Source organism: Rouxiella sp. Mn2063 (assembly GCF_049319665.1).
GTDB lineage: Bacteria > Pseudomonadota > Gammaproteobacteria > Enterobacterales > Enterobacteriaceae > JBMOUD01.
Genome location: NZ_JBMOUD010000022.1, coordinates 1 through 26,706 on the forward strand (window position 1 = coordinate 1; position 26,706 = coordinate 26,706).

The following is a 26,706-nucleotide window of genomic DNA, read 5'->3' on the forward strand; positions in this document are numbered from 1 at the left end:
TGCGGAGGCCGGATTTGAACCGACGACCTTCGGGTTATGAGCCCGACGAGCTACCAGGCTGCTCCACCCCGCGTCCGTCTACTGCTTATTGCTAGCCTTAAAGGCTTCATCGTTACCGTCAATGCATGCTCAGTGAATAACACATGATTGAATTGGTTGCGGAGGCCGGATTTGAACCGACGACCTTCGGGTTATGAGCCCGACGAGCTACCAGGCTGCTCCACCCCGCGTCCGATGGAGGCGAACTATACTCTGCATTGAATTTGATGCAACCCCTTTTTGTCTCTGAGTAGAGATAAAAGTGTTTATTGCTTTAATTTTATTCATTTTGGTGGTTATTTCCGCCATTTGTTTTGAGTTTATATTTTTGTATAGGGCAATTCCTTTCTGATTAGCCCTTTGTTATCTTTTCCGCCGGTAAAAACCTTATCCGTAAGCAAGAGAGCGCATTAATGAAAGGACGTTTTAGTAAATACCTGCTGGGTGGTCTGCTGATAGCCATATTGGCTGGATGTTCATCGCGGCCTACCGATCGCGGACAGCAGTATAAAGATGGTCGATTGGACAATGCGCTTGAATATGTCAATGAGCCGAATGCTACAGGCAAACCTGTCAATGCTCGTGATTTTGTCGATCAGGTATCTGAGGTGAGATCGGCTTCTTCGGCACTGTATGGTAGAAATAGCAGCACATATAATGCGATTGAGCAGTGGGTTCGCGCTGGTGCAGATACCCGGATGTTGAAACAATACGGCATCAATGCTTATCAGATGGAAGGCGCTGATAATTTTGGTAACGTGCAATTTACGGGTTATTACACACCGGTGGTTCAAGCGCGTTATACCAGACAAGGTGAGTTTCAATATCCTCTCTATCGCATGCCGCCAAAACGTCGCGGTGGACGTTTACCCGATCGCTCCGCTATTTATAATGGTGCTTTAAGCCCAAATCTGGTGATTGCCTGGAGCAACTCGCTGATGGATAACTTCATGATGGAAGTGCAGGGCAGCGGCTATGTCGATTACGGTGATGGTCGCCCACTGACTTTCTTCGGTTATGCTGGCAAGAATGGCCACGCCTATCGTAGCATTGGCAAGGTACTGATCGACCGCGGTGAAGTTGCCCGCGCCGACATGTCGATGCAAGCTATTCGTAATTGGGCCGATAACCATAGCCCTGAGCAGGTGAAAGAGTTGCTGGAACAGAACCCGTCTTACGTGTTCTTCAAGCCAGAACCTTTCACTCCGGTGCGCGGCGCAGCAGCAGTACCTTTGATTGCCAAAGCGTCTGTGGCGTCTGACCGCTCATTGATCCCAACGGGTACCACAATTTTAGCCGAAGTGCCTGAGCTGAATAACCAAGGTAAATTCACGGGTAAATATCATTTGCGCCTGATGGTTGCACTAGACGTTGGTGGCGCAATTAAAGGTCAGCACTTTGATATGTACCAAGGTATTGGTGCTGATGCTGGCCATGCTGCGGGATATTACAATCACTATGGGCGCGTATGGGTATTGAAATCCGCCTCTGCGGCCCAAAATCCATTCCAAAGTTAATATCTACGAGTTATCGAAGCTGGGTGTGGCGAAAACAGTGATGCCCAGCTTCATTCTATTTTTATCAAGAGGTTAGATGGTCATGGCAGCAGGTTACTCCGAAGCTTATCAACAACGCTTTGGCGGCACGGCTCGTTTATACGGTCAGCAGGCGCTGGCATTGTTCTCTTCTGCCCATGTTTGCGTAATAGGCATCGGTGGCGTGGGATCTTGGGCTGCTGAAGCCTTAGCACGTACCGGTATTGGCGCTATCACCCTGATTGATATGGATGATGTGTGTATTACTAATACTAACCGTCAGATCCATGCCTTGAAGGGGAATGTCGGGCAATCGAAAACGGAAATCATGGCTCAGCGTATTCTGGCTATTAATCCTGAATGCCAGGTGACCTGCATCGATGATTTTATCACGCCAGATAACGTGGTTGAGATGCTGAATCGCAACTTCAGCTATGTCATTGATGCGATAGATAGCGTGCGGCCTAAAGCGGCGCTGCTGGCCTATTGCCGACGTTATAAAATCCCGGTAGTGACTACCGGTGGCGCGGGCGGACAAATTGATCCGACGCGAATTGAGGTGGTGGATCTGGCTAAAACGATCCAAGATCCTTTAGCGGCTAAACTGCGTGAAAGGTTAAAAAGTGATTTTGGCGTGGCTAAAAATAGTCAAGGGAAGTTGGGTATCGACTGTGTATTTTCCAGCGAACCGCTGATGTATCCGCAGGCCGATGGATCCGTTTGCGCCTCCCGCGCCACGGCTGAAGGTCCGAAACGAATGGATTGTGCTTCGGGGTTTGGCGCGGCCACGATGGTGACAGCGACCTTTGGCTTTGTCGCTGTCTCACATGTACTGAAGAAGATGATGGCTAAGGCGCAGCGTCAGCAAGACGCGCAATCTGCTTGATGCCTTCTGCTAAGGCATGCAATCCACTGGCGCGGCTGGCACTAAGCTGGTCGCGCAGCTTGAGCTTATCAAACAGCGCTAAAGGTTCGCTGGCTAAAATGGCCTGTGGAGTTTGCCCTTCTACCGTCGTGAGCAACACCGCCAGCAGCCCTTTTACTATCCTGCCTTCGCTATCGCCGTAAAAATGCAGACTGCCGTCTGGGTTGCGTTGATAGCCGAGCCACACCCGATTTTCACAACCACTTAATTCAATTGCAGGCACTTTAAGCTCGTCATCTAACGCTGGTAACGCTTTGGCGAGCATAATTAATTGCCGATAACGGTCTTCCCACTGCTGGAATGCGCCGAAACGTTCAATCAGCGTCTCTGGCGTGATGTCGTGACCGAACGGATGAGGAGCTAACATCGTATTCTCTCTTTAGGGCGATTTCTTTGCGCCAATAGTAAAGGTTATTCCCCTAATAAATCCAACGCATAAGTCACGCCGGTCACTAAGCGCTCGACATCTTGTGGCGTATTATAAGGCGCAAAAGAGGCGCGTAAGGTGCCACTGACGCCTAATGCCTGCATCAATGGCTGCGCGCAGTGTTGTCCTGCGCGCAGTGCAATGCCTTGTTCAGCCAGCAAAGCGATAATATCGCTGTGATGTGTGCCTGCGAAATCGAAAGATAACAGCGACGCGTTATTTGCACGGAAACTACGAAAACCGGGTAATCTGGCTAATTGTTGTTCGGCGAGCGTGGCCAGGTTTTGGCAATAATACTCGGCTTGTTGCAGGTCAAAATTACTCAGCCACTCCAGTGCGGCAGCGAAGCCCAATACGCCGGCAATATTAGGAGTACCAGCCTCAAAGCGCTGTGGAACGTGTTGGGCAACAAAACTTTGCATAGTCGCTTGAGTGAGCATTTTCCCGCCGCCTTGCCACGGCTGCATACCTTCTAATAACTCTGTTTTGCCATACAGCACGCCGATACCGGTTGGGCCATAGAGTTTGTGTGCGGAGAAGGCATAAAAATCGATATCCAACGCCTGAACATCGGCCGGGCAGTGCACTACGCCCTGCGCACCATCAATCAACACTTTACAGTCCTTGGCATGTGCCAGCTTGATCGCTTGAGCAATATCCGCAATACCGCCGGTGACGTTAGACATCTGCCCTAAAGCGAGTAAGCGAGTATTTGGCGTCAGCAATGCAGGAAGTGCCTGCATATCAGGCAAGTTATCAGCATCAAGCGGTAGCGTAATCACTTGCGCACCACATTGTTCTGCCACCATTAACCAAGGAATTAAATTGGCATGATGCTCGGCCTGACTCACGATGATTTGATCGCCGGGTTGCAGGATTGGCCGTAAATAGCTTTGTGCGACCAGATTGATGGACTCGGTTGTACCTCGTGTCCAGACGATATTTTCCGCTGCTGGCGCATGAATAAAATCCCTCACTTGCTGGCGGGCATGCTCAAAGCGAGCGGTAAGAGATTGCGCGGCTTTATGCTGGCTGCGATGCACCGTGCCTTCTTGTTGATAAAAGGCAATGGTGGCATCAATGACGGCCTGAGGTTTTAGCGCGGTAGCGGCGCTATCAAGATAGCAAGAGCTTTCATCCCCTTGAGTTGCCAACGCGGGGAATTCACGACGAAAAGCCTCGAAATCAAAAAGAGTCATAGCGAAAATAAATCCTGGAATCAAAGTCTATCAATAACGTTATCATCTACTCACTGCAAGAAACGGCTGACGTAGCCGAATTTTTGGTGTGATTTAGGCATATATCATTTTTAGGAATGCTTAACTGGAAATATACCAGAAGCTTGTTATGCTCAATTATGAGGCTGTGAACTATTGTTCGATAATTTAACAGACATTTTAAGCATATTAATCTACAGGAGTTTATGATGAAAAAAATTGCCGCCGTAGTTTCCGCTGTTGCACTGACTTTGACCCTGGCTGCATGTTCAAGCAACTATGTTATGCATACCAATGACGGCCGCACTATTGTTGCCAACGGTAAACCAACTACCGATACGGATACTGGCATGATCAGCTACACCGATGCGTATGGTAACAAACAGCAGATCAATAAGGCAGATGTGAAAGAGATGGCGAAAGCTAACTAATGGTGAAAACTCACTAAATTGTTTTCACCGGGTGTCTTTCCTAGGCGGGAAGCACCATTTTATATACTTATCCATACTTAACATCGTTACAGGTTAAAATGTCATCAGCCTGAATTTTGGATAAAAAAAAGCACCGCAAAATGCGGTGCTAAAAAATCACTTTGGACAGACAGGGTAATGTACAGGAAGTGAAAATTTGTGTAGCCCTAGGCTACGGTCTGGAATTCCAGACAATGCAAACACAACATCACAACCACAAGCCAAAAGTATCTCAGCATCCTCATACCAATCTACTTTCCGTTCCGGCCCTTGGAAGTGGCGCAACTATAGGATTTTGCCTGTACTTCCTCAATGGACAATTTATAATGTCTCGGATTAAAAAAACTAATAACTAAACTAGCGGCCAGTCTGATTGACTGCTATCCAACGAGATTCATCTATTCCATGTCAAAACGTCTACCTCCTTTAAACTCGTTGCGTGTATTTGACGCGGCTGCCCGGCACCTGAGTTTTACTAAGGCGGCTGAAGAACTGTTCGTCACTCAAGCGGCAGTAAGCCACCAAATCAAGTCACTTGAGGACTTTTTAGGGTTAAAACTGTTTCGTCGGCGTAACCGTTCTTTGTTACTGACGGAAGAAGGGCAGAGCTATTATCTGGATATTAAAGAGATTTTTTCTTCCTTAAATGAAGCCACACGTAAACTGCAGGCCAGAAGTGCCAAGGGGGCGCTGACGGTCAGTTTGCCACCAAGTTTTGCTATTCAATGGTTGGTGCCGCGTTTGTCTGGCTTTAACTCAGCTTATCCGGGCATTGATGTTCGTATTCAAGCTGTTGATCGCGAAGAAGATAAATTAGCGGATGATGTTGATGTCGCTATTTTCCATGGTCGCGGCAATTGGCCGGGCCTACGAGCGGAACGTTTATACGCTGAATATCTGCTGCCTGTTTGTGCTCCGGCACTATTAATGGGAGAAAACGGGCTGAAAGTTCCTGAGGATCTCAGTAAACATACCCTGCTACATGATGCTTCTCGCCGAGATTGGATGGCTTATACCAAACAGCTGGGATTGCAGCATATCAATGTGCAACAAGGGCCTATTTTCAGCCATAGCGCAATGGTGGTACAAGCTGCAGTGCATGGTCAGGGGGTCGCACTGGCGAATAACGTCATGGCGCAAACCGAGATCGAAGCCGGGCGTTTGGTGTGTCCTTTTAATGAAGTATTAATCAGTAAAAATGCTTTTTATCTGGTTTGTCATGACAGTCAGGCAGAACTGGGTAAAATAGCCGCCTTTCGCCAGTGGATCTTGGCTCGCGCCGCGAGTGAGCAAGAGAAATTGCGCTTTCGTTAATAAAATACTACCGAAAAGGGAAAGCAGCCCATTTGGGATGTTATCTAAAAGAGATGAACAACAACGAGAGTAGGTAACCTTCTATGACCAGTCGTTCAATGTTGATTTTTGCCGCCATTAGCGGCTTTGTTTATGTCGCATTTGGTGCTTTTGGGGCGCATGTATTAAGTAAATCTCTGGGGACGGCTGAAATGGCCTGGATCCAGACTGGGTTAAATTATCAAAGCATCCATACCATCGCTGTACTGGCATTGGCTGCTGTTATGCAACGTCGCAGTAACCTGTGGTTTTACTGGAGCAGCGCCTGTTTGGCGTTAGGCACAGTACTTTTCAGCGGAAGTCTTTATTGTCTTGCGTTGTCTGACCTCAAGCTGTGGGTTTTCGTTACGCCAGTAGGGGGAATGTTCTTCCTGCTTGGTTGGATTTTGATGTTAGTCGGCGCTCTGCGTCTGAGAAAAAAGGCAGAACGCCATGAATAAAGTTGCTTTGTATTGCCGTGCAGGTTTTGAGAAAGAGTGTGCGGCCGAGATCACCGCAAAAGCCGCGGAACTTGAAATCTTCGGTTTCGCACGGGTGAAAGAAAACAGTGGTTATGTCCTGTTTGAGTGTTATCAGCAAGAAAATGCCGATCGCCTGGCAAAAGAGATCCCATTCCGTGAATTGATCTTTGCGCGCCAGTTGATTGTAGTCGGTGAGCTATTGAAAGATTTACCGGTAGACGATCGCGTTTCGCCAATTGTTGGTATGTTGCACGGCGTGATCACCAACGGTGGTGAGCTGCGGGTTGAAGTGCCGGATACCAACGAAAGTAAAGAGCTGACCAAGTTCTGCCGTAAATTGACTGTGCCATTGCGCGCTGCAATGCGTGAGCAACGTGTGTTGGGTAAGAAAGAAAATCCATTACGCCCAGTTGTACATGTGTTCTTTATTGCACCGGGCTGCTGTTATGTTGGTTATTCGTACAGCAATAACAATTCGCCTTTCTATATGGGGATTCCGCGATTGAAATTGCCAGCCGATGCGCCGAGCCGTTCAACGCTGAAACTCGAAGAGGCTTTCCATTTGTTTATTCCTGCTGATGAGTGGGAAGAGCGTCTGGCTAGCGGTATGCGTGCAGTCGATTTAGGTGCTTGTCCAGGTGGTTGGACTTATCAACTGGTCAAACGCAGCATGATGGTTGATGCCATTGACAATGGACCGATGGCGCCAAGCTTGATGGAAACCGGGCAGGTTAACCACCTGCGTGAGGATGGCTTCCGCCACGTGCCGACTCGCACCAACATTTATTGGATGGTGTGTGACATGGTAGAAGTGCCCGCCAAAGTAGCGTCGTTAATGGGGGATTGGATTGTCAACGGTTGGTGCCGTGAGACGATTTTCAACCTGAAATTACCAATGAAAAAGCGTTATGAAGAAGTGGCGCAAATTCTTGAGCGTATGAAAGCGCGTCTTGAGGAGAATGGAATTAACGCCGAGGTGTTTGCTAAGCATTTGTACCACGACCGTGAAGAGATCACCGTGCATGTTCGCCGTCGCTGGTCAGCCGTTGGCGGCCGTCGTGATGAGCGCGAATAAACTCTGCTTGGCTTGAAACATAATCTGGCGGCAATCGTCGCCAGATATTTCTTGGTAAACTCTTTCTGACTTTCCCTGTTTTATTTCAGCCGTAATTGTTGCAAGTTCCCATCGAGCTCAACGTTAGTTTGCAGAGTGGAGACGCGTTTGCAAATATATGCCAGCTCTTGATGTTCAATTAATTTAGCCCGCCACTTCTCTGGGATAGCATCAATATTTTCATAAAGCGCATCCAAAGTTTCTGCCTGTTGTAATAATGTCACTGCCGTTTTCGGCCCCATACCCGGTACGCCAGGAATTTTACTGCTGCTAATACCGGCCAGCCCCCAATAATCAGTGAGTTGTGTGGGTAATACTCCAAAGCTATTTTGTACAAAGGGTAAATCTAACCAGCGTTTTTGGAAATAGTCACGGATTTGCACATTAGGCGCCAGCAATTGGCAATAGCCTTTATCTGTTGAAACAATCGTCACCTGATGCCCTGCTGCGGCAACTTTTGCCGTCAGGGTTGCCGCCAGATCATCTGCCTCTTGACCCGCAGAATGCCAGCAGGTAACACCGCGTGCAGCGAATCCTTGTTTGAGGCTTTCCATTTCTTGGAACAGGTTATCTGGCATCGGTGTCCGACCTGCTTTGTAGTTCGGCAGGCATTGATGACGCCAGCTGTCATTGCGATCGTCCTCGTCAAATACAGCAACGGCATGCGTTGGTTCGGTATGTTGAATTAGTTGAGCAATAGCATTCTGACAAGCAATTAAACAGGGGGAACCCTGTACCGCATGGATGCGTCGAATTAGATTGAGTGCGTCAATAATAAGGAGATGAATTTTCATAATTTAATACTATCCCATTCAGTATTAAGGCGGCAATTGCCGCCTTAATACCCCTGCATCTAGAAGTTTATTGGGTACTCAAGTTGCAGGGGAGTTGGCTATCCTTGCCTACGGGAGCGCTCTGCTGTCAGGAACAGATTTCATAGCAAGGGATGTAATCGCTGCCCGGCAGTTTCATCCGTTGTTGGGCAACAAAATCTTGCAGCAGGCTGTCCATTTTCTTCATCAATTGTGGATCGCCATGCAATTTAAAGCGCCCATGTTTTTCGATTTCTCGAATACCGAACTCTTTAACATTACCGGCAACAATACCTGAGAACGCGCGGCGCAAGGCTGCGGCTAACTTTTCTGGCGGCTGGTCGAGGTGCAAATCGAGATTTGCCATGTTTTCATGGTTCGGCTCGAACGGCAGTTGCAGATCTGGTGCAATACGAATTGACCAGTTGAAACTGTAGGCATCCCCGCTGTTACGGCGATTCTCTTTCACCAGTGGCATCGCACGTTTCAGATGGCGAGCGACCTCGGTTGGGTCATCAATAATAATGGTGTAATGCTGAGTTGCCGCTTCGCCGAGCGTATCGCGGATAAAAGCATCGAGAACGTTGAAGTATTCGGCACTCTCTTTTGGCCCGGTGAGAATTAACGGCAATATTTGATTGCTGTTTTCTGGGTCCATCAGAATACCAAGCAGATAAAGCAGCTCTTCTGCTGTGCCTACACCGCCTGGGAAAATGATAATGCCGTGAGCAATACGGATAAATGCTTCCAAACGTTTTTCGATATCCGGCATGATGATTAATTCATTAACCAGCGGATTCGGTGGCTCGGCGGCGATAATAGACGGCTCAGTCATGCCAATAAAACGGCCTTGTTTATAACGCTGTTGCGCATGCCCAACCGCAGCACCTTTCATTGGCGCTTCCATCGCTCCCGGGCCACAGCCGGTGCAGATATTCAGTTCTCGCAGGCCTAACTGGCTGCCAACATTGCGGGCATACTGATATTCGATAGGATTGATAGAGTGCCCACCCCAGCAAACCACGGTGTTTGGGTCTTCATCAAGGTGTAATGCGCGCGCATTACGCAAAATGGAAAACACCATATTGGTCAGATAAGCAGAATTCTGCCCATTTGGGTCCTGAGAACGCTCAGCATTATTGATTTGCGCGTTAACAAACAAGATATCGCGCAACACGGCAAACAGGTTAGCCTGTAAAGAGCGAATAATTCGCCCATCAACAAAAGCTTCTTCTGGTGGGTTAACCAGCTCAAGTTTCACGCCACGTTCGCGGCGCAGCACATTGATATCAAAGCTTTCAAAACGTTCAAGCAGCTCTTTACTGCTATCGGTTTGGCTACCGCTATTAAGGACAGCAAGTGAACAATTACGGAATAAGCGATAAAGGTCGCTGCTTGCCGTTCGTTTGAGCATGTCCACTTCTAGCTGTGACAATAAATCCATCGAGCCAAGGGGACTGATATGTGTAATCAATGGTGCTCCTTTACCTTCGTAGGGATAATGATGTCTACCCGTCATACTTCGAGTTACCGCGTTATTGACGGTATCTCGAAGCCTATTGGCTATAACAGTAATGCTCTCCCTTGGCTTTTACCAATACTGCTTGATTGTTAGCGCATTAATTGAGCGCCATCACGCAATGTTGTTTGATTAGCCAATGCTATTGTCTGACTAATCTCGCTGTTGCAGGAACAAACGGGAAGTTTGCGCGCCAAGGGTTGATATCCAGACCGCCACGACGAGTATAACGTGCATATACCGCGAGTTTTTCAGGCTGGCAGAAATGTAGCAGGTCATTAAAAATACGTTCTACACACTGTTCATGAAATTCATTATGTTGGCGGAAAGACACGAGATAACGTAGCAAAGCTTCGCGATTGATTTTTGCACCAGTGTATTCAATTTGTACTGAACCCCAATCAGGTTGGTTGGTGATCAGGCAATTGGATTTCAACAGATGGCTGACTAAAGTCTCAGAGACGTGTTCTGGCTCTGTTGCTTGGTGCAGATAGTCGGTGCTAAAACTGTAGTTGTTAATCTCGATATCTTGCTCATCAATACATTCGCCGCTGAAATGGCCGATTGCCGTGCCTTCAACATCGCTAATTTTTCGCAGTGTCACCGTGACGTCACCTTGCGCACAGTGGCTGAGATCGCGCTCAATGGTACTGCGTACGCTTTCCCAATCTTCAAACTGGGTTTGGTTGAAACTGTTCAAATAAAGCTTAAAACTTTTAGACTCTACCAGATTAAGACTTTGTGCTTGTAAACTGATCTCTCCAACGGCAACTTGTGGCAGTCCTTTAGCATTGAGCCATGAGATTTCATACAGTGTCCAGATATCGGCACCGTGAAAAGGTAGTGCATCGGGATAAAGTCCTAATGGTTCACGGTTCATGCTGCGTGGTACCGATTGGAGCAGGCTGGCATCATAATGCTCGTGGTAAGCCGTTGTTTTACCGAGTGTCAGTTGTGAAAGTGCTGGATTATTCTGATAGGAAGACATGCTGTCGCCTTGAAAAGAGATAGGTACAATTGGCGATATTGTAACTTATATCCTTTACCCTTCAAGATGCAGGGCGTTGGCCGCCTATTGTATCTGGAAGTTGCTTGATTGAGATGAGAGAAAATTATGTATTCAGAAGTACCAGAGGCGTTACGTGAATTTACTCAGCGCTATGTCGATATGTGGCAAAGCGAGAGCGGTTTCCCTCCTTCCAGTGAAGAGCTGCTTGGTGTGGATTCACCTTGTGTCGTGAAAAGCACGGATACGGCGGTTTACTGGCAAACTCAGCCTTTTATACCGGCATCTTGCTTGGATAATGTTGAGCGAGCGTTAGATATCTCTCTTCGTCCAGAAGCGCATGATTATTTCACCAGTCAATTTGCTGGAGATATGACCGCCAGGCTTGGTGAGCATGATTTCACTTTGCTCCAGGTTTGGAGTCAGGATGACTTTACCCGCCTGCAGGAAAATCTTATTGGCCATCTGCTGACGCAAAAACGTTTAAAGCTCTCACCAACAATATTCCTGGCGACTACAGAGTCTGAGTTGATGTTGATTTCACTATGTAATTTGAGTGGTGAAGTCGTATTAGAGCAATTCGGCAGCAAAAAACGAACTATACTATCCCCCTCGTTGTCCGAGTTTTTAAGTACGATAGTTCCACGCTTTCCTGATTAACCGCAATTTGCCTGATTAACGGCGAAAATAAATGGCAAGATTGGCTCACGCCCTTGTGAGAGATCTCTCACAAACACTGTAAGAGATCACCTTTAATCTGTTGAGTGATATCCATGTAATGTATTTATTTATAAATAAATACAATCGGTTAGGATATTTGTTATGTAAAGGTATTACATAATTTCACTTTATTTTCCTACACGACATATTGTTTAGCGGTGCGAAATCAACGATTCTTATCAGGCCAAAGGGATGGCGTGAGACCGAACATTAGGATGATGGCGGTTTCATAAAGAAGGGGAATACTCATTGATGAGTAAGGACAGCATCGGAGCATGCTAGGATGTTTCAGGATGAAACAAGGGACACCTCCAGGAAGGAGATTGAGAGCCTGTAACGGATGATAGGTAGGTTAGGAAGACCAAGGGATGACAGTCTGGAAGACTTATGGATGATGTGTCAGGAAGAAAGAAGGACGCAGCAAAGGAAGGCTAGGTTAGGATAACCGCAGGAAAAGTTTTCAGGGATTGAGCAGGGAGCACACAGGTAGCTGGATTGCTATAAAACGAACCGGGGGTACTGTGAAAACAGTACCCCCAACTTTTTGTGCCGCGTTTTAGTTTCTAATCGTTTAGTGCAATAAGTCGCGACGCTTTGCGCGACCCATTTCATCTTTCATCCTCTTTTTACTTCGCTTAGCCAATCGCACCCAATGTGTCGTCTTTTCCCTGTTTTTTAGGCAGTAAGAATAGCGTGGCATAAATGTCCAATAGATAGATGGTTGCTAACAGGCTGATTGCCGCGACAAAAGACACGTTTGATACCAGCATGCCAATCGCTAGTGGGCCAAAGCCACCCACACCTCGCCCCACGTTAAATAAGACATTTTGTGCCGTAGCTCGAATATGCACCGGATAGGTGTCAGAAATCAGGCCGCCATAGCCACCAATCATGCCATTAACAAACATTCCCATCACCGCGCCAGCAAAGAGCATCAAGGTTGGGTCACGTAGCTGGGCGTAAACAATGACCATCACCACGGCACCGATCTGATAAACAATAAAGATTTTCCAGCGCGAAAAGCGGTCAGATAATGTGCCAAACAGCCAGATACCAAAAGTCATGCCGATCACCGTCACGGCCGTCCACAAACCAGATTTTGTCAGAGTAAAGCCGAAGTTCTTCGACAGATAACTTGGCATCCAAATCATCAATCCGTAATAACCAAAGTTTTGCACCGAACAGAGGATCAGGATACCAATACTGGCTTTGCTGGTGGTTCGGTCCTTAAACAGCATACCAATACGCGATAACAGCGAACTGTTGTGTTGTTGAGGAGACTGTTTCTCGAAAGCTTCTGGTTCTCCCATAGTGCGGCGAATTAAAAACGAAGCCAGTGCTGGAACAAGGCCTATCAAGAACATCCCGCGCCAGCCTATGACGCCAAGCAGTAATGGCGTCAGGAATGCCGCCAGAAGCACGCCAAGTTGCCAACCCATACCCACATAAGCCGATGCGCGATTGCGTTTTTCAGCCGGCCAAGCTTCGGCAATTAATGCCATACCAATGCCGAATTCACCACCGAGGCCAACGCCTGCCAGCGTGCGATAGGTGAGTAAATCCCAGTATCCTTGAGCAAAGGCGCATAACCCGGTGAATAGAGAAAACATCAAAATAGTGAAAGTTAAAACGCGAATGCGGCCAAAGCGATCGCTGATAGGACCAAATATTACGCCTCCCAATACTGCACCGATGAGTGTCCAGGTGACTAATGAGCCGCTTTGTGAGGCATTTAACCCTAACTCGCTGGAGATTGCGGGCAGCATAAAACCGAGGATCAGCAGGTCAAAGCCGTCCATTGCATAGCCTGTGACTGATGCCAGCATCGCTTTAGCCGGGGTGGGCGAATTTTTTTGGGTTTGTTATTGGTTGATTTGCTAGTCATTGGTGTGTGCGAAGACATAATAAAAATCAATTAAGTGTGAAGTGCCGCTATTTTGCACGTATGACACCTGCTGCACCAGTATGAAAATCTAATGGGTTGAGCATAATAAGTTACTTGTTGAAAGTTGGGTTACTCCGGGCTTCAATGCTATGCTTTGCGCCTTTTTTGGCAGGATGTTTGGCCTTCGAATAATCAATATAGTGAGACGATGATGATAGAAAATCAGGTCCGACAGATTTTGCAGGATATTGAACAGGTAATGCGTGACTTGGCGCTGTGGGAAGAGGTTGCCCCAGAGCCTGAGGCATTTGAAAGCAAAGAGCCTTTTGCTGTGGACACCATGTCTGGGGAGCAATGGTTGCAGTGGATATTGCTGCCGCGCTTTTATGCATTACTTGATGCTAATGCGACGCTGCCAACGCGTTTTTCTATTACCCCTTATTTTGAAGTCGCCTTACCTCAACACGGGCGGCTGCTAACTGCATTGCAGCGTCTGGATGATTTATTAAATATAGAAGACTGAGATGCTGGAAATTTTATATCAGGATCAATATCTGATTGCGGTGAATAAACCGGCAGGGATGTTGGTCCATCGCAGTTGGCTGGACAGGCATGAAACCGTTTTTGTGATGCAAACATTGCGCGATCAGATTGGTCAGCATGTTTTTACCGTACACCGCCTGGATAAACCGACTTCTGGCGTATTGTTGCTGGCGTTATCAAGTGACGTCGCCCGCATGTTGTCTCAGCAGTTGGAACAGCACCAGATGCAGAAGGTTTATCATGCTGTCGTTCGCGGTTATTTATCCGGTGAGGGGGAATCTGATGCCGGGACAGTTGACTATGCGCTCACCGAAGAACTCGACAAAATTGCCGATAAATTTGCCTCGCCAGATAAAGCGCCTCAGCCTGCGGTGAGCCACTATCGCGTGCTGGCACAAACTGAAATGCCTGTCGCCATTGGTCGTTATGACTCGGCGCGTTATAGCCTGGTTGAACTCAAGCCAGAGACCGGGCGTAAGCACCAATTGCGTCGGCATATGTCCCATCTGCGTCACCCAATCATTGGTGATACCACCCACGGCGATTTGAAACAAAACCGTGGTATGGTGCAGCACTTTAATTGCTCTGGATTGATGCTACACGCCAGTCATATGCAGCTTCCACATCCAGCAACCGGTGAGATGTTGTCTATCAAGGCGCCATGGGATCAACGCTGGCAAAGTGTGATGACACAATTTGGTTGGAAAGACGCGGTTCCAGAGCTTGAAAGGGTTGAGTTTGCTGCTGACTCCAGTCAGGATAGCGAACAATTTCTGTGATACAGGGGAGTGAGAAGAATGGCTGAGATTGGTATTTTTGTTGGCACCGTTTATGGAAATGCATTATTGGTTGCTGAAGAAGCTGAAACTGTTCTAAAAGAACATGGACATGACGTTAAGGTGTTTGAAGAAGGGACGTTGGAAGCGTGGCAGTATTATCGTCACCATTTCGCTTTGATTATTACCTCTACTACCGGACAGGGCGATTTACCTGATAGCCTCGGTTCTTTATTCCAAGAAATCCGTGATAACGTTGGCTACCAGCCAGAACTGCGTTATGGCGTGATTGCGCTTGGCGATAGCAGCTATGATTTCTTCTGTGGCGGCGGGCATAAAATCGATGATTTGCTGCAAGAGCAAGGTGCAAACCGTATTGGCGAATTGCTGGAAATAGATGCTATCGAGCAGCCTGAACCAGAAGTTGTTGCGCTTCCTTGGGTTGAGAAGTGGGCAACACTCGTTAAAAGCTAAAGAATAAAGCTTAAGATGTGATGCTAATAATTTTCTGACTCAGGAAGAGCTGAATCTCCTTGAGTCAGAGTTATGCCAGTAATAGCGAAAATTTTTGTAGCAATTATATCGCTTGATTCATCGCTTAATTCCGTTATTAAAAGCACCGCGAGCCGGATTAGCGGCCGCTAGTCAGTTTTTCTAAATCAGCTTCAATTTCAGCGATTTTATTTGATACGACTGAATCCAGATGACGTAAGTCTTCAAGGATTTTGCGTTTCAGATCGACTTCAACCTGATCGCGTTGGCAAATCTTATCTAATTCATCAATGATATAACGAAGATTTGGGCTGATCTCGTGGATCTCTTTATAACCCTGACCGGCATTATCCGCAGCAATAGTTTTACGCTGACGAGGATATTTGAATTTCACGCTTTTGGCGAAAAACTCACCCTTATCTTTGCGAAAATAGATCTTCAGAATATCGTTATTAGCTTCTTGGCGCAGGCTGTAGCGGTCGATATCTTCAGGATTATTAATACCCAGGCTTTTCAGGTTGTCATACATAGCAGCACCTTTATGATTTTGATTACGAGTAATACCCAAAAAATGGCGGGTATAAACCCGCCCAATTTATTTTAGTCGATAGAACGCAATAACTCATTCAGACCGGTTTTGCTCAATGTTTTGGCATCTACTTTCTTCACGATAACTGCGCAATACAGGCTATATTTGCCATCTTTAGAAGGTAGGTTGCCGGAAACAACAACGGAGCCTGCTGGCACACGGCCATAATGCACTTCACCAGTTTCACGGTCGTAAATTTTGGTACTTTGGCCGATATAAACGCCCATTGAAATGACACAACCGTCTTCAACAATCACACCTTCAACGATTTCAGAGCGTGCGCCGATAAAGCAGTTGTCACCGATGATGGTTGGGTTAGCCTGCAGTGGTTCCAGTACGCCACCGATGCCTACGCCACCAGACAAGTGCACGTTTTTACCGATTTGTGCACAAGAACCTACCGTTGCCCATGTATCAACCATGGTGCCTTCATCAACGTAAGCGCCGATATTGACATAAGAAGGCATCAGCACCACGTTACGGGCAATAAACGAGCCTTTACGCACGGCTGCTGGTGGGACAACACGGAAGCCTTCACGTTGGAAACGCGCTTCATCGTAATCGGCAAATTTCATTGGAACTTTGTCATAGAAGCGATTTTCTGCACCTTCCATCACAACGTTGTCATTGATACGGAAAGAGAGCAATACCGCTTTCTTCAACCATTGATGGGTCACCCATTCGCCGTCAATCTTCTCGGCCACGCGCAGTTCGCCGCTGTCGATCTTGTTGATCACTTGGTTAACTGCATCACGGGTTTCGCTGTCAACGTTGGCTGGCGTGATGTCTGCGCGACGTTCAAAGGCTTGTTCAATAATGGTTTGTAATTGCGACATACTGTTCTTTTACCTGGTTAATGATGGTGAAAATTAATCGTCAGTCCCTACTTGTATCACATTTTTTCGTTGGGGTTGAGCACCTCAACCAATCGGCGCGAGATTTCCTTGCGCGTCTGCTTATCAAGTGCTCGACGATCGCTATTTGCCAAGATAAATAAGTCTTCTACGCGCTCGCCGATGGTGGAAATGCGTGCGCCGTGCAGTGAAATACCCAAATCAGAAAATGCCTCACCGACCCGGGCCAATAAGCCTGGTTGGTCGAGTGCGACTAATTCCATATAGCTGCGACGATCGGTATGGGTCGGCAGGAAACTGACTTCTGTAGTCACACTAAAGTTTTTCAGTTTAGACGATGGCCTGCGTGTACGTGGAGGCTGATAGGCTTGAGTCATCGCCTGCTCTAACGCAAAGCGGATAGCCTCATGGCGGTCTTGCGCCAACGGGCTGCCATCCGGCTCGAGTACAATGAAGGTATCCATTGCCATACCGTCACGATTGGTGAAGATCTGTGCATCGTGAATACTCAGATTACGCCGGTCTAGCTCACCCGCTACGGTGGCAAATAGGTAAGGGCGGTCTGGACTCCAGATAAAGATTTCTGTACCGCCGCGGGTAGCCTGTTGGCTGATGAGTACCAGCGGTTTAGCTGAGTCATGTGCTAGCAGATGACGCGCGTGCCAGGCGAGTTGATTTGGCGAATGGCGTAAGAAGTAATCAGCACGGCAGCGGCTCCAAATACTGTGCAGAGCTTCTTCATCGATATTATCCATACGTAACAGCGCCAGCGCCTGCAGACGGTGGTGGCGAACACGCTCACGCATATCGGGGGTATTTTTCATTCCGCGGCGCAGCTGTTTTTCAGTCGCAAAATAGAGCTCGCGTATCAAACTTTGCTTCCAGCTATTCCACAGGGTTTCATTGGTGGCACAGATATCGGCAACGGTCAGACACACTAAGTAGCGCAGGCGGTTTTCCGTTTGCATCGCCTCAGCAAATTTTTGAATTTCTGCCGGGTCTTGAATATCTCGACGCTGAGCAGTTACCGACATCAGTAGATGTTGGCGAACCAGCCAGGAAACCAACTGGGTTTCGTGCGAGTTCAAGCCGTGCAATTCTGCAAATTCTAGCGCATCTTCAGCACCCAATATGGAATGGTCGCCACCGCGCCCTTTGGCAATATCGTGGAACAGCGCGGCCATCAGCAGCAATTCCGGCTGCGGCAGGCGAGGGTAGAGTTCAACGCACAGTGGGTGGCGCGGACGTGTCTCTTCGTGGGCAAAGCTTTCTAGTTTTTGCAGTACGCGAATGGTGTGTTCATCGACCGTATAGGCATGGAACAAGTCGAACTGCATCTGTCCGACGATCAAACTCCATTGCGGCATATAGGCCCAGAGCACGCTATGGCGATGCATTGGCAGCAACGCGCGTGAAACCGCCCCTTTATGGCGCAGGATTGCCATAAAGGTTTCTCGTGCAGCGGGAATAGTACACAGCGGATTCTGTAGATTACGGCGCGCATGTCTAAGCAAGCGGACAGTTGTGGAATAGATACCTTTGATTTCAGGATGACGCACCATTAGATAGAACATCTGCATGATGGTTTCCGGACTGCGGGTAAACAGTGTTTCATCCCGCAGATCGATCAAGTCGCCACGCAGTTGGAAGTGTTCATCCAACGGACGTGGTTTTTGATTTGGCCCAATAGCTAGAATGGCTTCATCGAAGAGTTGTAGCAGCATCTGATTGAGCTCGCTGACTCGGCCAGTCATGCGATAAAAGTCTTTCATCATGCGCTCAACCGGTTGATTGCCTTCACCCTGGTATTGCAGCAATTGAGCAACGCTGAGCTGACGGTCGAACAGCAGACGATTATCATAACGAGTCAAAATTAAGTGCAAGGCAAAGCGGATGCGCCACAAGAAGCTTTGGCATTCGTTAATTTCATTACGCTCGGCTTTGGTAAGGAAGCCGAAATTGACCATTTCATTGAGTGAGGTCGCACCAAAATGGCGTCTGGCGACCCATAAAATGGTGTGGATATCGCGCAGGCCACCTGGGCTGCTTTTAATATCTGGCTCCAGATTATAGCTGGTGCCGTGATAGCGCTGATGACGTTCGTTTTGCTCATCTATTTTGGCGCGGAAAAAACTCGGCGACGGCCAGAAACCATCGCTGAAAATTTGTTTCTGCATGCTAAGAAACAGCGTGACATCGCCACAAATCAGGCGCGATTCAATTAAATTGGTCGCAACGGTTAGATCCGCTAACCCTTCTAGCAAACACTCTTCAAGCGTACGTACGCTATGGCCAACTTCGAGTTTCAGATCCCAAAGCAGCGTGATGAGTTCGCCGACCCGCTGTGCGTTGTCTTCACTCAGTGGCGTTTGGCTGAGGATCAATATGTCGATATCAGATAATGGCTGGAGTTCGCCTCGCCCATATCCCCCCACGGCAACGATAGCCGTTTCCGGGATTTTATCGAAACCATAGAATATCCATAGGCGTTGCAGCAGATGATCAATAAAAGATGATCGCGCTGCAATCAAGGTTTCTACTTGTTCCCCGCTTTTAAATGCATCGCTTAGCCACTGATGAAAAGCTTCCATCCGCTGTTTTAGCGTTTGACGGGCTAGGTCTTCATCTGGGTAATTCATTGGTGACAGCGGTGACTGCAGGAGAAACCGATTGATCTCGTTTGGGAGTGGCGATGAGGCAACTGTTGCGCCAGTACGCTGGCTCGAGGAAGAATTTTCTGGATGTAGAGAGTCAGACATAAGTGCGTCGCCCATAGTAGCGTGAAAACAAAGCCTATAACGGTAAGAACAATCTATATAACTGCGAGCACAAACTCTATAACGGCAACAACAAACTCGAAAACGGTAATAGCTACTTATATAAAAAGTGAAAAAATAACTCTCAGAACACAGCGTATTAAGCGAAAAATACCGAATAAAAAGCCGGCTTACGCCGGCTTGATGTTCACTGATTAATTAGGCATTCATGTCATGCGTAATAATGTTGGGGATGGTGTCATCTTTACGCAGCGTCATAATTTCACAGCCATTCTCGGTCACAACCAGCGTGTGCTCATATTGAGCAGACAGGCTGCGGTCTTTGGTTTTGACTGTCCAACCATCTTTCATGGTACGAATGCGGAAATCACCAGCATTGACCATCGGCTCAATGGTAAAGGCCATACCCGCTTGCAATACTACGCCGCTGTCATCGGCATCGTAATGCAAAACCTGAGGTTCTTCGTGGAACACTTCACCAATGCCATGTCCACAGTATTCGCGAACCACAGAGAATTTTTCAGCTTCAACAAATTGCTGAATAGCTTTACCAAGAGTGCGTAAACGGATACCCGGTTTTACCATACGTAGTGCCAGATAGAGGCTCTCTTGGGTGATTTTACACAGACGTTCACCAAGGATGGTCGGTTTGCCGACAATGAACATCTTGGAAGTATCGCCGTGGAAACCGTCTTTAATCACTGTGACGTCGATATTGACGATATCACCGTCTTTAAGAATTTTGTCATCACTTGGAATACCGTGGCAGACCACTTCATTCACAGAGATACAAACGTGTTTCGGGAAGCCATGGTAGTTGAGGCAAGCCGAAATCGCTTTTTGCGAGTTCTCGATATGATCCGCACAAATGCGGTCAAGCTCGCCGGTGCTGATACCCGGCTGTACGTGCTGCTCAATGATTTCTAGCACTTCTGCAGCCAGGCGGCCTGCAACGCGCATTTTCTCGATATCTGCTGCTGTTTTGATTGAAATAGCCATGATGTTTTAGTTTTATCCCGTTTTCCTGTGACCGGTATTTTTACCCCAATGTCACCAATAAATAAGCTTTGAGATATGGTATCAGCCCAGATATTCTCTGCCAAATACCATTTGTCGCACGAAGCGCTCAGGCATAAAAATAACAACAAAAGTTGGAGTGTCCGGCGAAATTATGGTATAAAGCGCGCCGGTAATCCGCTCTACAGAGTTTGCAAATAGCAATGTTTGCCCTCTGAGGATGGATAAAACCGAACACTCACTCTTTTGTGTGCTTATTGAACAAATAAGTAATAACACACACGTATCGACACCTGCGCCGGGGTGCCCTAAGAATTTATTCTTTCAGGGTCGGTTGTATGGGATACGTGGAGGCATAACCCCAATATCTACTATTTAGAGGTTTTATCATGGCAACTGTTTCCATGCGCGATATGCTCCAAGCTGGTGTGCACTTTGGTCACCAAACCCGTTACTGGAACCCGAAAATGAAGCCATTCATCTTCGGCGCTCGTAACAAGGTTCACATCATCAACTTGGAAAAAACTGTACCAATGTTCAACGAAGCTCTGGCTGAGTTGACCAAGATCTCTTCCCGTAAAGGTAAGATCCTGTTCGTTGGTACTAAACGCGCAGCAAGCGAAGCGGTAAAAGACGCTGCAAACAACTGCGACCAGTTCTTCGTGAACCATCGCTGGTTGGGCGGCATGCTGACTAACTGGAAAACCGTTCGTCAGTCCATCAAACGTTTGAAAGATCTGGAAATCCAGTCTCAAGACGGCACTTTCGAAAAGCTGACCAAGAAAGAAGCGCTGATGCGCACTCGTGAGCTTGCGAAGCTGGAAAACAGCCTGGGTGGTATCAAGGATATGGGTGGTCTTCCTGATGCACTGTTCGTTGTCGATGCAGACCATGAACACATCGCTATCAAAGAAGCTAACAACCTGGGTATCCCGGTATTCGCTATTGTTGATACCAACTCCGATCCGGATGGCGTTGATTTTGTTATCCCTGGTAACGATGACGCAATCCGTGCAGTGAATCTGTACCTGAGCGCTGTTGCTGCCACTGTTCGTGAAGGCCGTTCGCAAGATCTGGCTGTTCAGGCAGAAGAAAGCTTCGTAGAAGCTGAATAATAAGACAGGCTCTCGTATATACCCTTAATATTTCGAGTTGTAGGAAGACGGCAAGAGAGAATCCCTAGACGCATAGATAACTATGTGGCTAGGGGGAACGAACGTAGCCAACGAACACACAACTTGAACTATGACGAGTATAGAGCCCTTATTAACCAGGTATTGAATATGTTGGTTAGGGGGCCTTGATTGGCCCCCTTTGCTTATCTTAAATGCGAGAAATGTCTCTTGGCGAAACCCATTTCGCTGTGAGATAACCGAGGAAAAAACAATGGCTGATATTACCGCTGCCCTGGTAAAAGAACTGCGTGAGCGTACTGGCGCAGGCATGATGGATTGTAAGAAAGCACTGGTTGAAGCTGATGGTGACATCGAGCTGGCGATCGAAAACATGCGTAAATCTGGTGCGATCAAAGCAGCTAAAAAAGCAGGCAACGTAGCTGCTGATGGCGTGATCAAAACTAAGGTTTCAGGCAACTTTGGTGTAATTCTGGAAGTTAACTGCCAGACTGACTTCGTTGCTAAAGACGGTGGTTTCCAGGCATTCGCTGACAAAGTTCTGGACGCAGCTGTTGCAGGTAAAGTGACTGACGTTGAAGTGCTGAAAGCACAGTTCGAAGAAGAACGTGTTGCACTGGTTGCGAAAATCGGTGAGAACATCAACATCCGTCGCGTTGCCGTTCTGGAAGGCGATGTATTGGGTAGCTACCTGCACGGTGCTCGCATCGGTGTTCTGGTTGCCGCTAAAGGCGCTGATGAAGAACTGATTAAGCAAGTTGCTATGCACGTAGCAGCGAGCAAGCCTGAGTTCGTTAAACCAGAAGACGTATCTGCTGAAGTGGTAGAAAAAGAATACCAAGTTCAGTTGGACATCGCGATGCAATCTGGCAAGCCGAAAGAAATCGCAGAGAAAATGGTTGAAGGCCGTATGAAGAAGTTCACCGGCGAAGTTTCTCTGACTGGTCAACCTTTCGTTATCGACCCAAGCAAAACTGTTGGCCAAGCTCTGAAAGAGCACGGTGCTGACGTGACTAACTTCATCCGCTTTGAAGTGGGCGAAGGCATCCAGAAAGTTGAAGCTGACTTTGCTGCTGAAGTTGCAGCAATGACCAAACAGTCTTAATACTGGTTTGATGCAATAAAAACGGAACCGCTACTTAACTGGCGGTTCCGTTATATCTGGCCCCATATTTTTAATAAATTCATGCCCAAACTATCTTATTTTGGCCGCCTTTGAGGCTGTCGATTTTTGATAATGAGACTGAATATCCCATTCAACACATTGCTTCTTAGGACAGACACCATGGCTACCAATGCGAAACCCGTTTATCAACGTATCTTGCTAAAACTTAGTGGCGAAGCCTTACAAGGCAGTGAAGGTTTCGGTATCGACGCAAGCGTTCTGGACCGTATGGCTCAGGAAGTGAAGGAATTGGTTGAGCTGGGCATCCAGGTTGGTGTGGTCATTGGGGGCGGTAACTTGTTCCGCGGTGCTGGTTTAGCACAAGCCGGGATGAATCGTGTAGTGGGCGATCACATGGGAATGCTGGCTACGGTGATGAACGGACTAGCAATGCGTGATGCTCTGCACCGTGCCTATGTGAACGCGCGCCTGATGTCTGCTATTCCATTGAATGGCGTATGCGACAATTATAGTTGGGCTGAAGCAATCAGCCAATTGCGTAATAACCGTGTGGTAATTTTTGCTGCCGGTACCGGTAATCCTTTCTTTACTACTGACTCAGCAGCTTGTCTGCGTGGTATCGAAATTGAAGCCGATGTGGTATTGAAAGCCACTAAAGTTGATGGTGTATTCTCCGCCGATCCGGTGAAGCATCCTGATGCGACAATGTTTGAACATTTAACCTATCAGGAAGTGTTGGAACAAGAATTGAAAGTGATGGACTTGGCAGCCTTTACGCTGGCTCGTGACCATAACCTGCCGATTCGTGTTTTCAACATGAATAAGCCTGGCGCACTGCGCCGCGTGGTGATGGGGGAGAATGAAGGTACGCTGATCTCCAAAGGCGTCTAACCTTTATCTCTATAAGCTGTCGGTGAGAGTGCCGGCAGCGTGGAATATACAGGGACTACCATGACTGGATAGTCTGCCAAGTTACCCGTTTCTAAAGGTTCGCAACGTGATTAACGACATTAAAAAAGACGCTGAAATCCGCATGGAAAAATGCGTTGAAGCTTTTAAAAATCATATCAGCAAAATTCGTACCGGTCGTGCAAGCCCGAGCTTGCTCGATGGTATTCACGTAGAATACTACGGTTCATCAACCCCTCTGCGCCAATTGGCTAACGTCACTGTTGAAGATACTCGTACTCTGGCGGTCAGCGTTTTCGACCGTTCTATCAGCAGCGCAGTTGAAAAAGCGATTATGTCTTCTGACCTTGGTTTGAACCCAATGTCTGCTGGAACGGTTATCCGTGTTCCATTGCCACCGTTGACTGAAGAGCGTCGTAAAGACCTGATCAAAATTGTTCGTGGTGAAGCTGAACAAGGTCGTGTTTCAGTTCGTAACGTTCGCCGTGATGCTAACGATAAAGTGAAAGCGCTGCTCAAAGATAAAGAGATTAGCGAAGATGAAGAGCGCGGTTGCCAGGAAGATGTACAGAAAATGACTGACATCTTTATCAAGAAAGTTGACGCTGCACTTTCTGAGAAAGAAGCTGAGCTGATGGACTTCTGATCCTCGCTACCATGCCTAAGAAAGCGTCGCAATTGCGGCGCTTTCTTTTTGGTAGCAATAAACTTTTGAGGGCTAGGTCTTAATTCCCATAGACAAGTGGGTTAAGAGGTACCAGACTGTGGCACATTTAGAAACATCATTTTAGTTAGACTGAGCATTTTCATGAAGCAACTGACTATTCTTGGTTCGACAGGGTCTGTCGGTACCAGCACGCTTGCCGTCGTTCGCGCTAACTCCCAGGATTTTGCTGTTTGTGCTTTGGTCGCGGGCACTAATGTCGAGATGATGACGCAACAATGTATCGAGTTTCGTCCTCGCTATGTTTCAATGGCAAATCGACAGGCTGCTGAAGCGTTACGAATCAATCTCCATGAGCTAGGGTTGCAGACCGAAGTATTATACGGCGAACAGGCTTCTTGTGAGCTTGCTGCGCTGGATGACGTACAATTAGTGCTATCAGCGATTGTTGGGGCGGCCGGATTGCTGCCTACGCTTGCCGCAGTCAAAGCTGGAAAACAGGTTCTACTGGCGAATAAAGAGTCGTTAGTGACTTGCGGGCGTATTTTTATGGAGGCAGTTGAGCATAGTCGTAGCCAGCTCCTGCCTATTGATAGCGAACATAATGCTATCTTCCAAAGCCTGCCTGAGAAAATCCAGCAACAACTAGGCTATGCCTCGCTGGAAGAATACGGCGTGTCTCGTATCATTCTCACCGGTTCTGGCGGCCCGTTCCGCGAATTGCCTATGGATAAATTTGCCTCAGTCACTCCCGATCAAGCTTGTGCTCACCCAAATTGGTCAATGGGTAGAAAAATCTCTGTTGATTCCGCCACGATGATGAACAAAGGGCTGGAATATATTGAGGCTCGCTGGTTATTTAACGCCTCGCAAGAGCAAATGGAAGTGATTATCCATCCTCAATCAGTTATTCATTCGATGGTTCGCTACCGTGATGGCAGTGTATTGGCGCAGTTAGGATCACCAGATATGCGAACGCCAATTGCACATGCGATGGCTTACCCGCATCGTATTGAATCGGGCGTTGAACATCTGGACTTCTGTAGAATGGGGGCTTTGACTTTTAGCGAGCCTGATTATAGCCGCTACCCATGCTTGCAGTTAGCCATTGAAGCCAGTCGCATCGGGCAGGCGGCCACCACTGCGCTAAATGCTGCTAATGAAATATCTGTCGCCGCATTCCTTGATGGTCAGATTCGTTTTACTGATATTGCCAGCCTGAACTCTCATGTAATGGAAAAGCTAGTTGCCTCAGAACCACGTAGCGTTGAAGAGGTCATTGAACTTGATGGCCGCGCGCGCGAACTGGCGCGTGAGCGCTTACGAACTCTGGCGAATTAACGTTATCTATATCACTGCATTTTCGAGAGTTTGTTCGTGCAACGTTGAAATGATATAGTCTGCGCCGTCGAATAACGCATGATGGATTAGAAGTGATTTAAGCGTTATAGCGAGATGGCGCAGTAAACAGCATGTTGTAAGTCGACCTTGGTGTTTTTGCCGTGGGTTAACCGTTGTGTTGCCGTTGCCTGAGTATCGGTGGAAATCTTTGTATTCTTATTATTAGGGAATGAGTACGAGTTATGTCGCTCGAAAACCAACACATGGCTGATACTGCTAACCTGTCTCCACGCCACGTTGCTATTATTATGGATGGCAATGGTCGCTGGGCTAAACTTCAGGGTAAAATGCGTGTTTTTGGCCATAAAGCGGGAGTCAAATCCGTCCGTAAAGCCGTGAGCTTTGCTGCCAACCATCATCTTGATGCGCTCACGCTTTATGCCTTCAGTAGTGAAAACTGGAACCGTCCTGCGCAGGAAGTTACCGCGTTAATGGAGTTGTTTGTCCGCGCATTGGATAGTGAAGTCAAAAATCTGCACAAGCATAATGTCAGGCTGCGGGTAATTGGTGACGTCAGTCGTTTTAGCTCGCGCTTACAAGAAAGAATTCGTCGTTCAGAAACCCTTACACAAAATAACGACGGGCTTACGCTTAACATCGCTGCTAATTATGGTGGTCGATGGGATATTATTCAGGGCGTAAAAAAACTGGCTGAGCAGGTCGAGGCTGGTAAACTGAGAGCCGAGCAAATCACAGAAGAAGCGCTAAATGCGTCTGTCTGCATGAGTGAACTTGCTCCTGTTGACTTGGTGATCAGAACCGGTGGGGAGCATCGCATTAGCAATTTTCTGCTGTGGCAAATTGCCTATGCTGAATTGTATTTTACTGATGTCCTCTGGCCTGATTTTGATGAAATTGTCTTTGAAGGTGCGCTGAATGCTTTTGCACAACGCGAGCGTCGTTTCGGCGGAACAACACCTATTGGCGTCGATGCGTCCTAGG

General features: G+C 47.5%; 26 protein-coding genes and 2 tRNA genes. 16 read left to right on the top strand and 12 right to left on the bottom strand.

Annotated features, from left to right (window positions below; translation table 11 throughout):
- Positions 1-73 (bottom strand) — tRNA-Met (locus tag ACL9RG_RS20950).
- 80 nt (positions 74-153) lie between these two features.
- A tRNA-Met gene (locus tag ACL9RG_RS20955) sits at positions 154-230 on the bottom strand.
- Between the two features lie 222 nt (positions 231-452).
- On the opposite strand from ACL9RG_RS20955, the gene mltA reads away from it, so the two are divergent.
- Together mltA and tcdA are read left to right on the top strand one after the other, a co-directional pair.
- On the top strand, positions 453-1,556 hold the full coding sequence (gene mltA, locus ACL9RG_RS20960; protein WP_422794596.1) for a murein transglycosylase A: 1,104 nt from the start codon (positions 453-455) through the stop codon (positions 1,554-1,556).
- A gap of 82 nt (positions 1,557-1,638) precedes the next feature.
- Positions 1,639-2,460 (top strand): tRNA cyclic N6-threonylcarbamoyladenosine(37) synthase TcdA, encoded by an 822-nt coding sequence (gene tcdA / locus ACL9RG_RS20965; protein WP_422794597.1) that lies wholly within the window; start codon positions 1,639-1,641, stop codon positions 2,458-2,460.
- Here the strand turns inward: tcdA and csdE are convergent.
- Complete coding sequence (csdE, locus tag ACL9RG_RS20970) at positions 2,423-2,866, bottom strand: cysteine desulfurase sulfur acceptor subunit CsdE (protein WP_422794598.1); 444 nt, start codon at positions 2,864-2,866, stop codon at positions 2,423-2,425. The genes tcdA and csdE overlap by 38 nt on opposite strands.
- A gap of 44 nt (positions 2,867-2,910) precedes the next feature.
- Positions 2,911-4,125 carry a cysteine desulfurase CsdA gene (gene csdA, locus ACL9RG_RS20975; RefSeq protein ID WP_422794599.1) on the bottom strand — a complete coding sequence of 405 codons (1,215 nt, stop codon included), beginning with the start codon at positions 4,123-4,125 and terminating at the stop codon, positions 2,911-2,913.
- A 227-nt stretch (positions 4,126-4,352) separates the two neighbouring features.
- On the opposite strand from csdA, the gene ACL9RG_RS20980 reads away from it, so the two are divergent.
- From ACL9RG_RS20980 to rlmM, 4 genes are all read left to right on the top strand, one after another.
- Positions 4,353-4,574, top strand: a complete 222-nt coding sequence (locus ACL9RG_RS20980) for a YgdI/YgdR family lipoprotein (protein ID WP_422794648.1) — start codon at positions 4,353-4,355, stop codon at positions 4,572-4,574.
- Between the two features lie 444 nt (positions 4,575-5,018).
- On the top strand, positions 5,019-5,927 hold the full coding sequence (locus ACL9RG_RS20985) for a transcriptional regulator GcvA (protein ID WP_422794600.1): 909 nt from the start codon (positions 5,019-5,021) through the stop codon (positions 5,925-5,927).
- Between the two features lie 83 nt (positions 5,928-6,010).
- Positions 6,011-6,406 carry a DUF423 domain-containing protein gene (locus ACL9RG_RS20990; RefSeq protein ID WP_422794601.1) on the top strand — a complete coding sequence of 132 codons (396 nt, stop codon included), beginning with the start codon at positions 6,011-6,013 and terminating at the stop codon, positions 6,404-6,406.
- Positions 6,399-7,502 (top strand): 23S rRNA (cytidine(2498)-2'-O)-methyltransferase RlmM, encoded by a 1,104-nt coding sequence (gene rlmM / locus ACL9RG_RS20995; RefSeq protein ID WP_422794602.1) that lies wholly within the window; start codon positions 6,399-6,401, stop codon positions 7,500-7,502. Before ACL9RG_RS20990 ends, rlmM begins: the two co-directional genes overlap by 8 nt.
- Positions 7,503-7,582: 80 nt before the next feature.
- Here rlmM and xni read toward each other — a convergent pair whose 3' ends face one another.
- The 3 genes from xni to queF form a co-directional block, all read right to left on the bottom strand.
- Entirely contained in the window at positions 7,583-8,335 is a 753-nt protein-coding gene (gene xni / locus ACL9RG_RS21000; protein WP_422794603.1) for a flap endonuclease Xni, read from the bottom strand.
- 127 nt (positions 8,336-8,462) lie between these two features.
- On the bottom strand, positions 8,463-9,827 hold the full coding sequence (gene ppnN / locus ACL9RG_RS21005; protein WP_422794649.1) for a nucleotide 5'-monophosphate nucleosidase PpnN: 1,365 nt from the start codon (positions 9,825-9,827) through the stop codon (positions 8,463-8,465).
- 187 nt (positions 9,828-10,014) lie between these two features.
- Complete coding sequence (queF, locus tag ACL9RG_RS21010; RefSeq protein ID WP_422794604.1) at positions 10,015-10,860, bottom strand: NADPH-dependent 7-cyano-7-deazaguanine reductase QueF; 846 nt, start codon at positions 10,858-10,860, stop codon at positions 10,015-10,017.
- Positions 10,861-10,986: 126 nt separating this feature from the next.
- Here queF and syd point away from each other — a divergent pair, with 126 nt between their 5' ends.
- A complete protein-coding gene (gene syd / locus ACL9RG_RS21015; RefSeq protein WP_422794605.1) occupies positions 10,987-11,538 on the top strand; it encodes a SecY-interacting protein in 552 nt (183 codons plus the stop codon).
- Positions 11,539-12,233: 695 nt separating this feature from the next.
- On the opposite strand, the gene ACL9RG_RS21020 is transcribed toward syd, so the two are convergent.
- Positions 12,234-13,424, bottom strand: coding sequence for an MFS transporter (locus ACL9RG_RS21020; protein WP_422794606.1), 1,191 nt, complete (start codon positions 13,422-13,424; stop codon positions 12,234-12,236).
- A gap of 267 nt (positions 13,425-13,691) precedes the next feature.
- On the opposite strand from ACL9RG_RS21020, the gene ACL9RG_RS21025 reads away from it, so the two are divergent.
- The 3 genes from ACL9RG_RS21025 to ACL9RG_RS21035 are packed head-to-tail and all read left to right on the top strand — an operon-like array spanning position 13,692 to position 15,276.
- Positions 13,692-14,006 carry a YqcC family protein gene (locus ACL9RG_RS21025; protein ID WP_422794607.1) on the top strand — a complete coding sequence of 105 codons (315 nt, stop codon included), beginning with the start codon at positions 13,692-13,694 and terminating at the stop codon, positions 14,004-14,006.
- 1 nt (position 14,007) lies between these two features.
- Entirely contained in the window at positions 14,008-14,805 is a 798-nt protein-coding gene (gene truC, locus ACL9RG_RS21030) for a tRNA pseudouridine(65) synthase TruC (RefSeq protein WP_422794608.1), read from the top strand.
- Positions 14,806-14,823: 18 nt separating this feature from the next.
- Entirely contained in the window at positions 14,824-15,276 is a 453-nt protein-coding gene (locus ACL9RG_RS21035; protein ID WP_422794609.1) for a flavodoxin, read from the top strand.
- 157 nt (positions 15,277-15,433) lie between these two features.
- Here the strand turns inward: ACL9RG_RS21035 and ACL9RG_RS21040 are convergent, their stop codons facing one another.
- The 4 genes from ACL9RG_RS21040 to map all read right to left on the bottom strand — a co-directional run bounded on the left by ACL9RG_RS21040 (position 15,434) and on the right by map (position 20,513).
- On the bottom strand, positions 15,434-15,823 hold the full coding sequence (locus tag ACL9RG_RS21040; protein ID WP_422794610.1) for a DUF3461 family protein: 390 nt from the start codon (positions 15,821-15,823) through the stop codon (positions 15,434-15,436).
- Positions 15,824-15,894: 71 nt separating this feature from the next.
- The gene (gene dapD, locus ACL9RG_RS21045; protein WP_422794611.1) at positions 15,895-16,719 is read right to left on the bottom strand and encodes a 2,3,4,5-tetrahydropyridine-2,6-dicarboxylate N-succinyltransferase; all 825 of its coding nucleotides are present in this window, start codon (positions 16,717-16,719) and stop codon (positions 15,895-15,897) included.
- A gap of 56 nt (positions 16,720-16,775) precedes the next feature.
- Complete coding sequence (gene glnD / locus ACL9RG_RS21050; RefSeq protein ID WP_422794612.1) at positions 16,776-19,496, bottom strand: bifunctional uridylyltransferase/uridylyl-removing protein GlnD; 2,721 nt, start codon at positions 19,494-19,496, stop codon at positions 16,776-16,778.
- Between the two features lie 216 nt (positions 19,497-19,712).
- The gene (gene map / locus ACL9RG_RS21055; protein ID WP_422794614.1) at positions 19,713-20,513 is read right to left on the bottom strand and encodes a type I methionyl aminopeptidase; all 801 of its coding nucleotides are present in this window, start codon (positions 20,511-20,513) and stop codon (positions 19,713-19,715) included.
- A gap of 407 nt (positions 20,514-20,920) precedes the next feature.
- Between map and rpsB the strand changes: the two genes are divergently transcribed.
- From rpsB to ispU, 6 genes are all read left to right on the top strand, one after another.
- Complete coding sequence (gene rpsB, locus ACL9RG_RS21060) at positions 20,921-21,646, top strand: 30S ribosomal protein S2 (RefSeq protein WP_422794615.1); 726 nt, start codon at positions 20,921-20,923, stop codon at positions 21,644-21,646.
- Positions 21,647-21,917: 271 nt separating this feature from the next.
- Positions 21,918-22,769 (top strand): translation elongation factor Ts, encoded by an 852-nt coding sequence (tsf, locus tag ACL9RG_RS21065; protein WP_422794616.1) that lies wholly within the window; start codon positions 21,918-21,920, stop codon positions 22,767-22,769.
- Positions 22,770-22,949: 180 nt separating this feature from the next.
- A complete protein-coding gene (pyrH, locus tag ACL9RG_RS21070; RefSeq protein ID WP_422794617.1) occupies positions 22,950-23,681 on the top strand; it encodes a UMP kinase in 732 nt (243 codons plus the stop codon).
- 106 nt (positions 23,682-23,787) lie between these two features.
- Positions 23,788-24,345, top strand: coding sequence for a ribosome recycling factor (gene frr, locus ACL9RG_RS21075; protein ID WP_422794618.1), 558 nt, complete (start codon positions 23,788-23,790; stop codon positions 24,343-24,345).
- Between the two features lie 162 nt (positions 24,346-24,507).
- Complete coding sequence (ispC, locus tag ACL9RG_RS21080) at positions 24,508-25,704, top strand: 1-deoxy-D-xylulose-5-phosphate reductoisomerase (RefSeq protein ID WP_422794619.1); 1,197 nt, start codon at positions 24,508-24,510, stop codon at positions 25,702-25,704.
- A 242-nt stretch (positions 25,705-25,946) separates the two neighbouring features.
- Positions 25,947-26,705: a (2E,6E)-farnesyl-diphosphate-specific ditrans,polycis-undecaprenyl-diphosphate synthase gene (ispU, locus tag ACL9RG_RS21085; RefSeq protein ID WP_422794620.1), complete on the top strand. Its 759-nt coding sequence runs from the start codon at positions 25,947-25,949 to the stop codon at positions 26,703-26,705.
- The last annotated feature ends 1 nt before the right edge of the window (position 26,706 follow it).

Excerpts from the sequence above, each read along its gene's own strand:
- mltA (WP_422794596.1), top strand. The coding sequence starts at position 453 with ATGAAAGGACGTTTTAGTAAATACCTGCTGGGTGGTCTGCTGATAGCC.
- dapD (WP_422794611.1), bottom strand. The coding sequence starts at position 16,719 with ATGTCGCAATTACAAACCATTATTGAACAAGCCTTTGAACGTCGCGCA.
- pyrH (WP_422794617.1), top strand. The coding sequence starts at position 22,950 with ATGGCTACCAATGCGAAACCCGTTTATCAACGTATCTTGCTAAAACTT.
- ispC (WP_422794619.1), top strand. The coding sequence starts at position 24,508 with ATGAAGCAACTGACTATTCTTGGTTCGACAGGGTCTGTCGGTACCAGC.
- ACL9RG_RS20985 (WP_422794600.1), top strand. The coding sequence starts at position 5,019 with ATGTCAAAACGTCTACCTCCTTTAAACTCGTTGCGTGTATTTGACGCG.
- csdE (WP_422794598.1), bottom strand. The coding sequence starts at position 2,866 with ATGTTAGCTCCTCATCCGTTCGGTCACGACATCACGCCAGAGACGCTG.
- tcdA (WP_422794597.1), top strand. The coding sequence starts at position 1,639 with ATGGCAGCAGGTTACTCCGAAGCTTATCAACAACGCTTTGGCGGCACG.
- truC (WP_422794608.1), top strand. The coding sequence starts at position 14,008 with ATGCTGGAAATTTTATATCAGGATCAATATCTGATTGCGGTGAATAAA.
- ACL9RG_RS20980 (WP_422794648.1), top strand. The coding sequence starts at position 4,353 with ATGAAAAAAATTGCCGCCGTAGTTTCCGCTGTTGCACTGACTTTGACC.
- ACL9RG_RS20990 (WP_422794601.1), top strand. The coding sequence starts at position 6,011 with ATGACCAGTCGTTCAATGTTGATTTTTGCCGCCATTAGCGGCTTTGTT.
- ACL9RG_RS21020 (WP_422794606.1), bottom strand. The coding sequence starts at position 13,424 with ATGCTGGCATCAGTCACAGGCTATGCAATGGACGGCTTTGACCTGCTG.
- map (WP_422794614.1), bottom strand. The coding sequence starts at position 20,513 with ATGGCTATTTCAATCAAAACAGCAGCAGATATCGAGAAAATGCGCGTT.
- xni (WP_422794603.1), bottom strand. The coding sequence starts at position 8,335 with ATGAAAATTCATCTCCTTATTATTGACGCACTCAATCTAATTCGACGC.
- tsf (WP_422794616.1), top strand. The coding sequence starts at position 21,918 with ATGGCTGATATTACCGCTGCCCTGGTAAAAGAACTGCGTGAGCGTACT.
- csdA (WP_422794599.1), bottom strand. The coding sequence starts at position 4,125 with ATGACTCTTTTTGATTTCGAGGCTTTTCGTCGTGAATTCCCCGCGTTG.
- rlmM (WP_422794602.1), top strand. The coding sequence starts at position 6,399 with ATGAATAAAGTTGCTTTGTATTGCCGTGCAGGTTTTGAGAAAGAGTGT.
- ACL9RG_RS21025 (WP_422794607.1), top strand. The coding sequence starts at position 13,692 with ATGATGATAGAAAATCAGGTCCGACAGATTTTGCAGGATATTGAACAG.
- ACL9RG_RS21040 (WP_422794610.1), bottom strand. The coding sequence starts at position 15,823 with ATGTATGACAACCTGAAAAGCCTGGGTATTAATAATCCTGAAGATATC.
- glnD (WP_422794612.1), bottom strand. The coding sequence starts at position 19,496 with ATGTCTGACTCTCTACATCCAGAAAATTCTTCCTCGAGCCAGCGTACT.
- syd (WP_422794605.1), top strand. The coding sequence starts at position 10,987 with ATGTATTCAGAAGTACCAGAGGCGTTACGTGAATTTACTCAGCGCTAT.
- ACL9RG_RS21035 (WP_422794609.1), top strand. The coding sequence starts at position 14,824 with ATGGCTGAGATTGGTATTTTTGTTGGCACCGTTTATGGAAATGCATTA.
- ispU (WP_422794620.1), top strand. The coding sequence starts at position 25,947 with ATGTCGCTCGAAAACCAACACATGGCTGATACTGCTAACCTGTCTCCA.
- queF (WP_422794604.1), bottom strand. The coding sequence starts at position 10,860 with ATGTCTTCCTATCAGAATAATCCAGCACTTTCACAACTGACACTCGGT.
- rpsB (WP_422794615.1), top strand. The coding sequence starts at position 20,921 with ATGGCAACTGTTTCCATGCGCGATATGCTCCAAGCTGGTGTGCACTTT.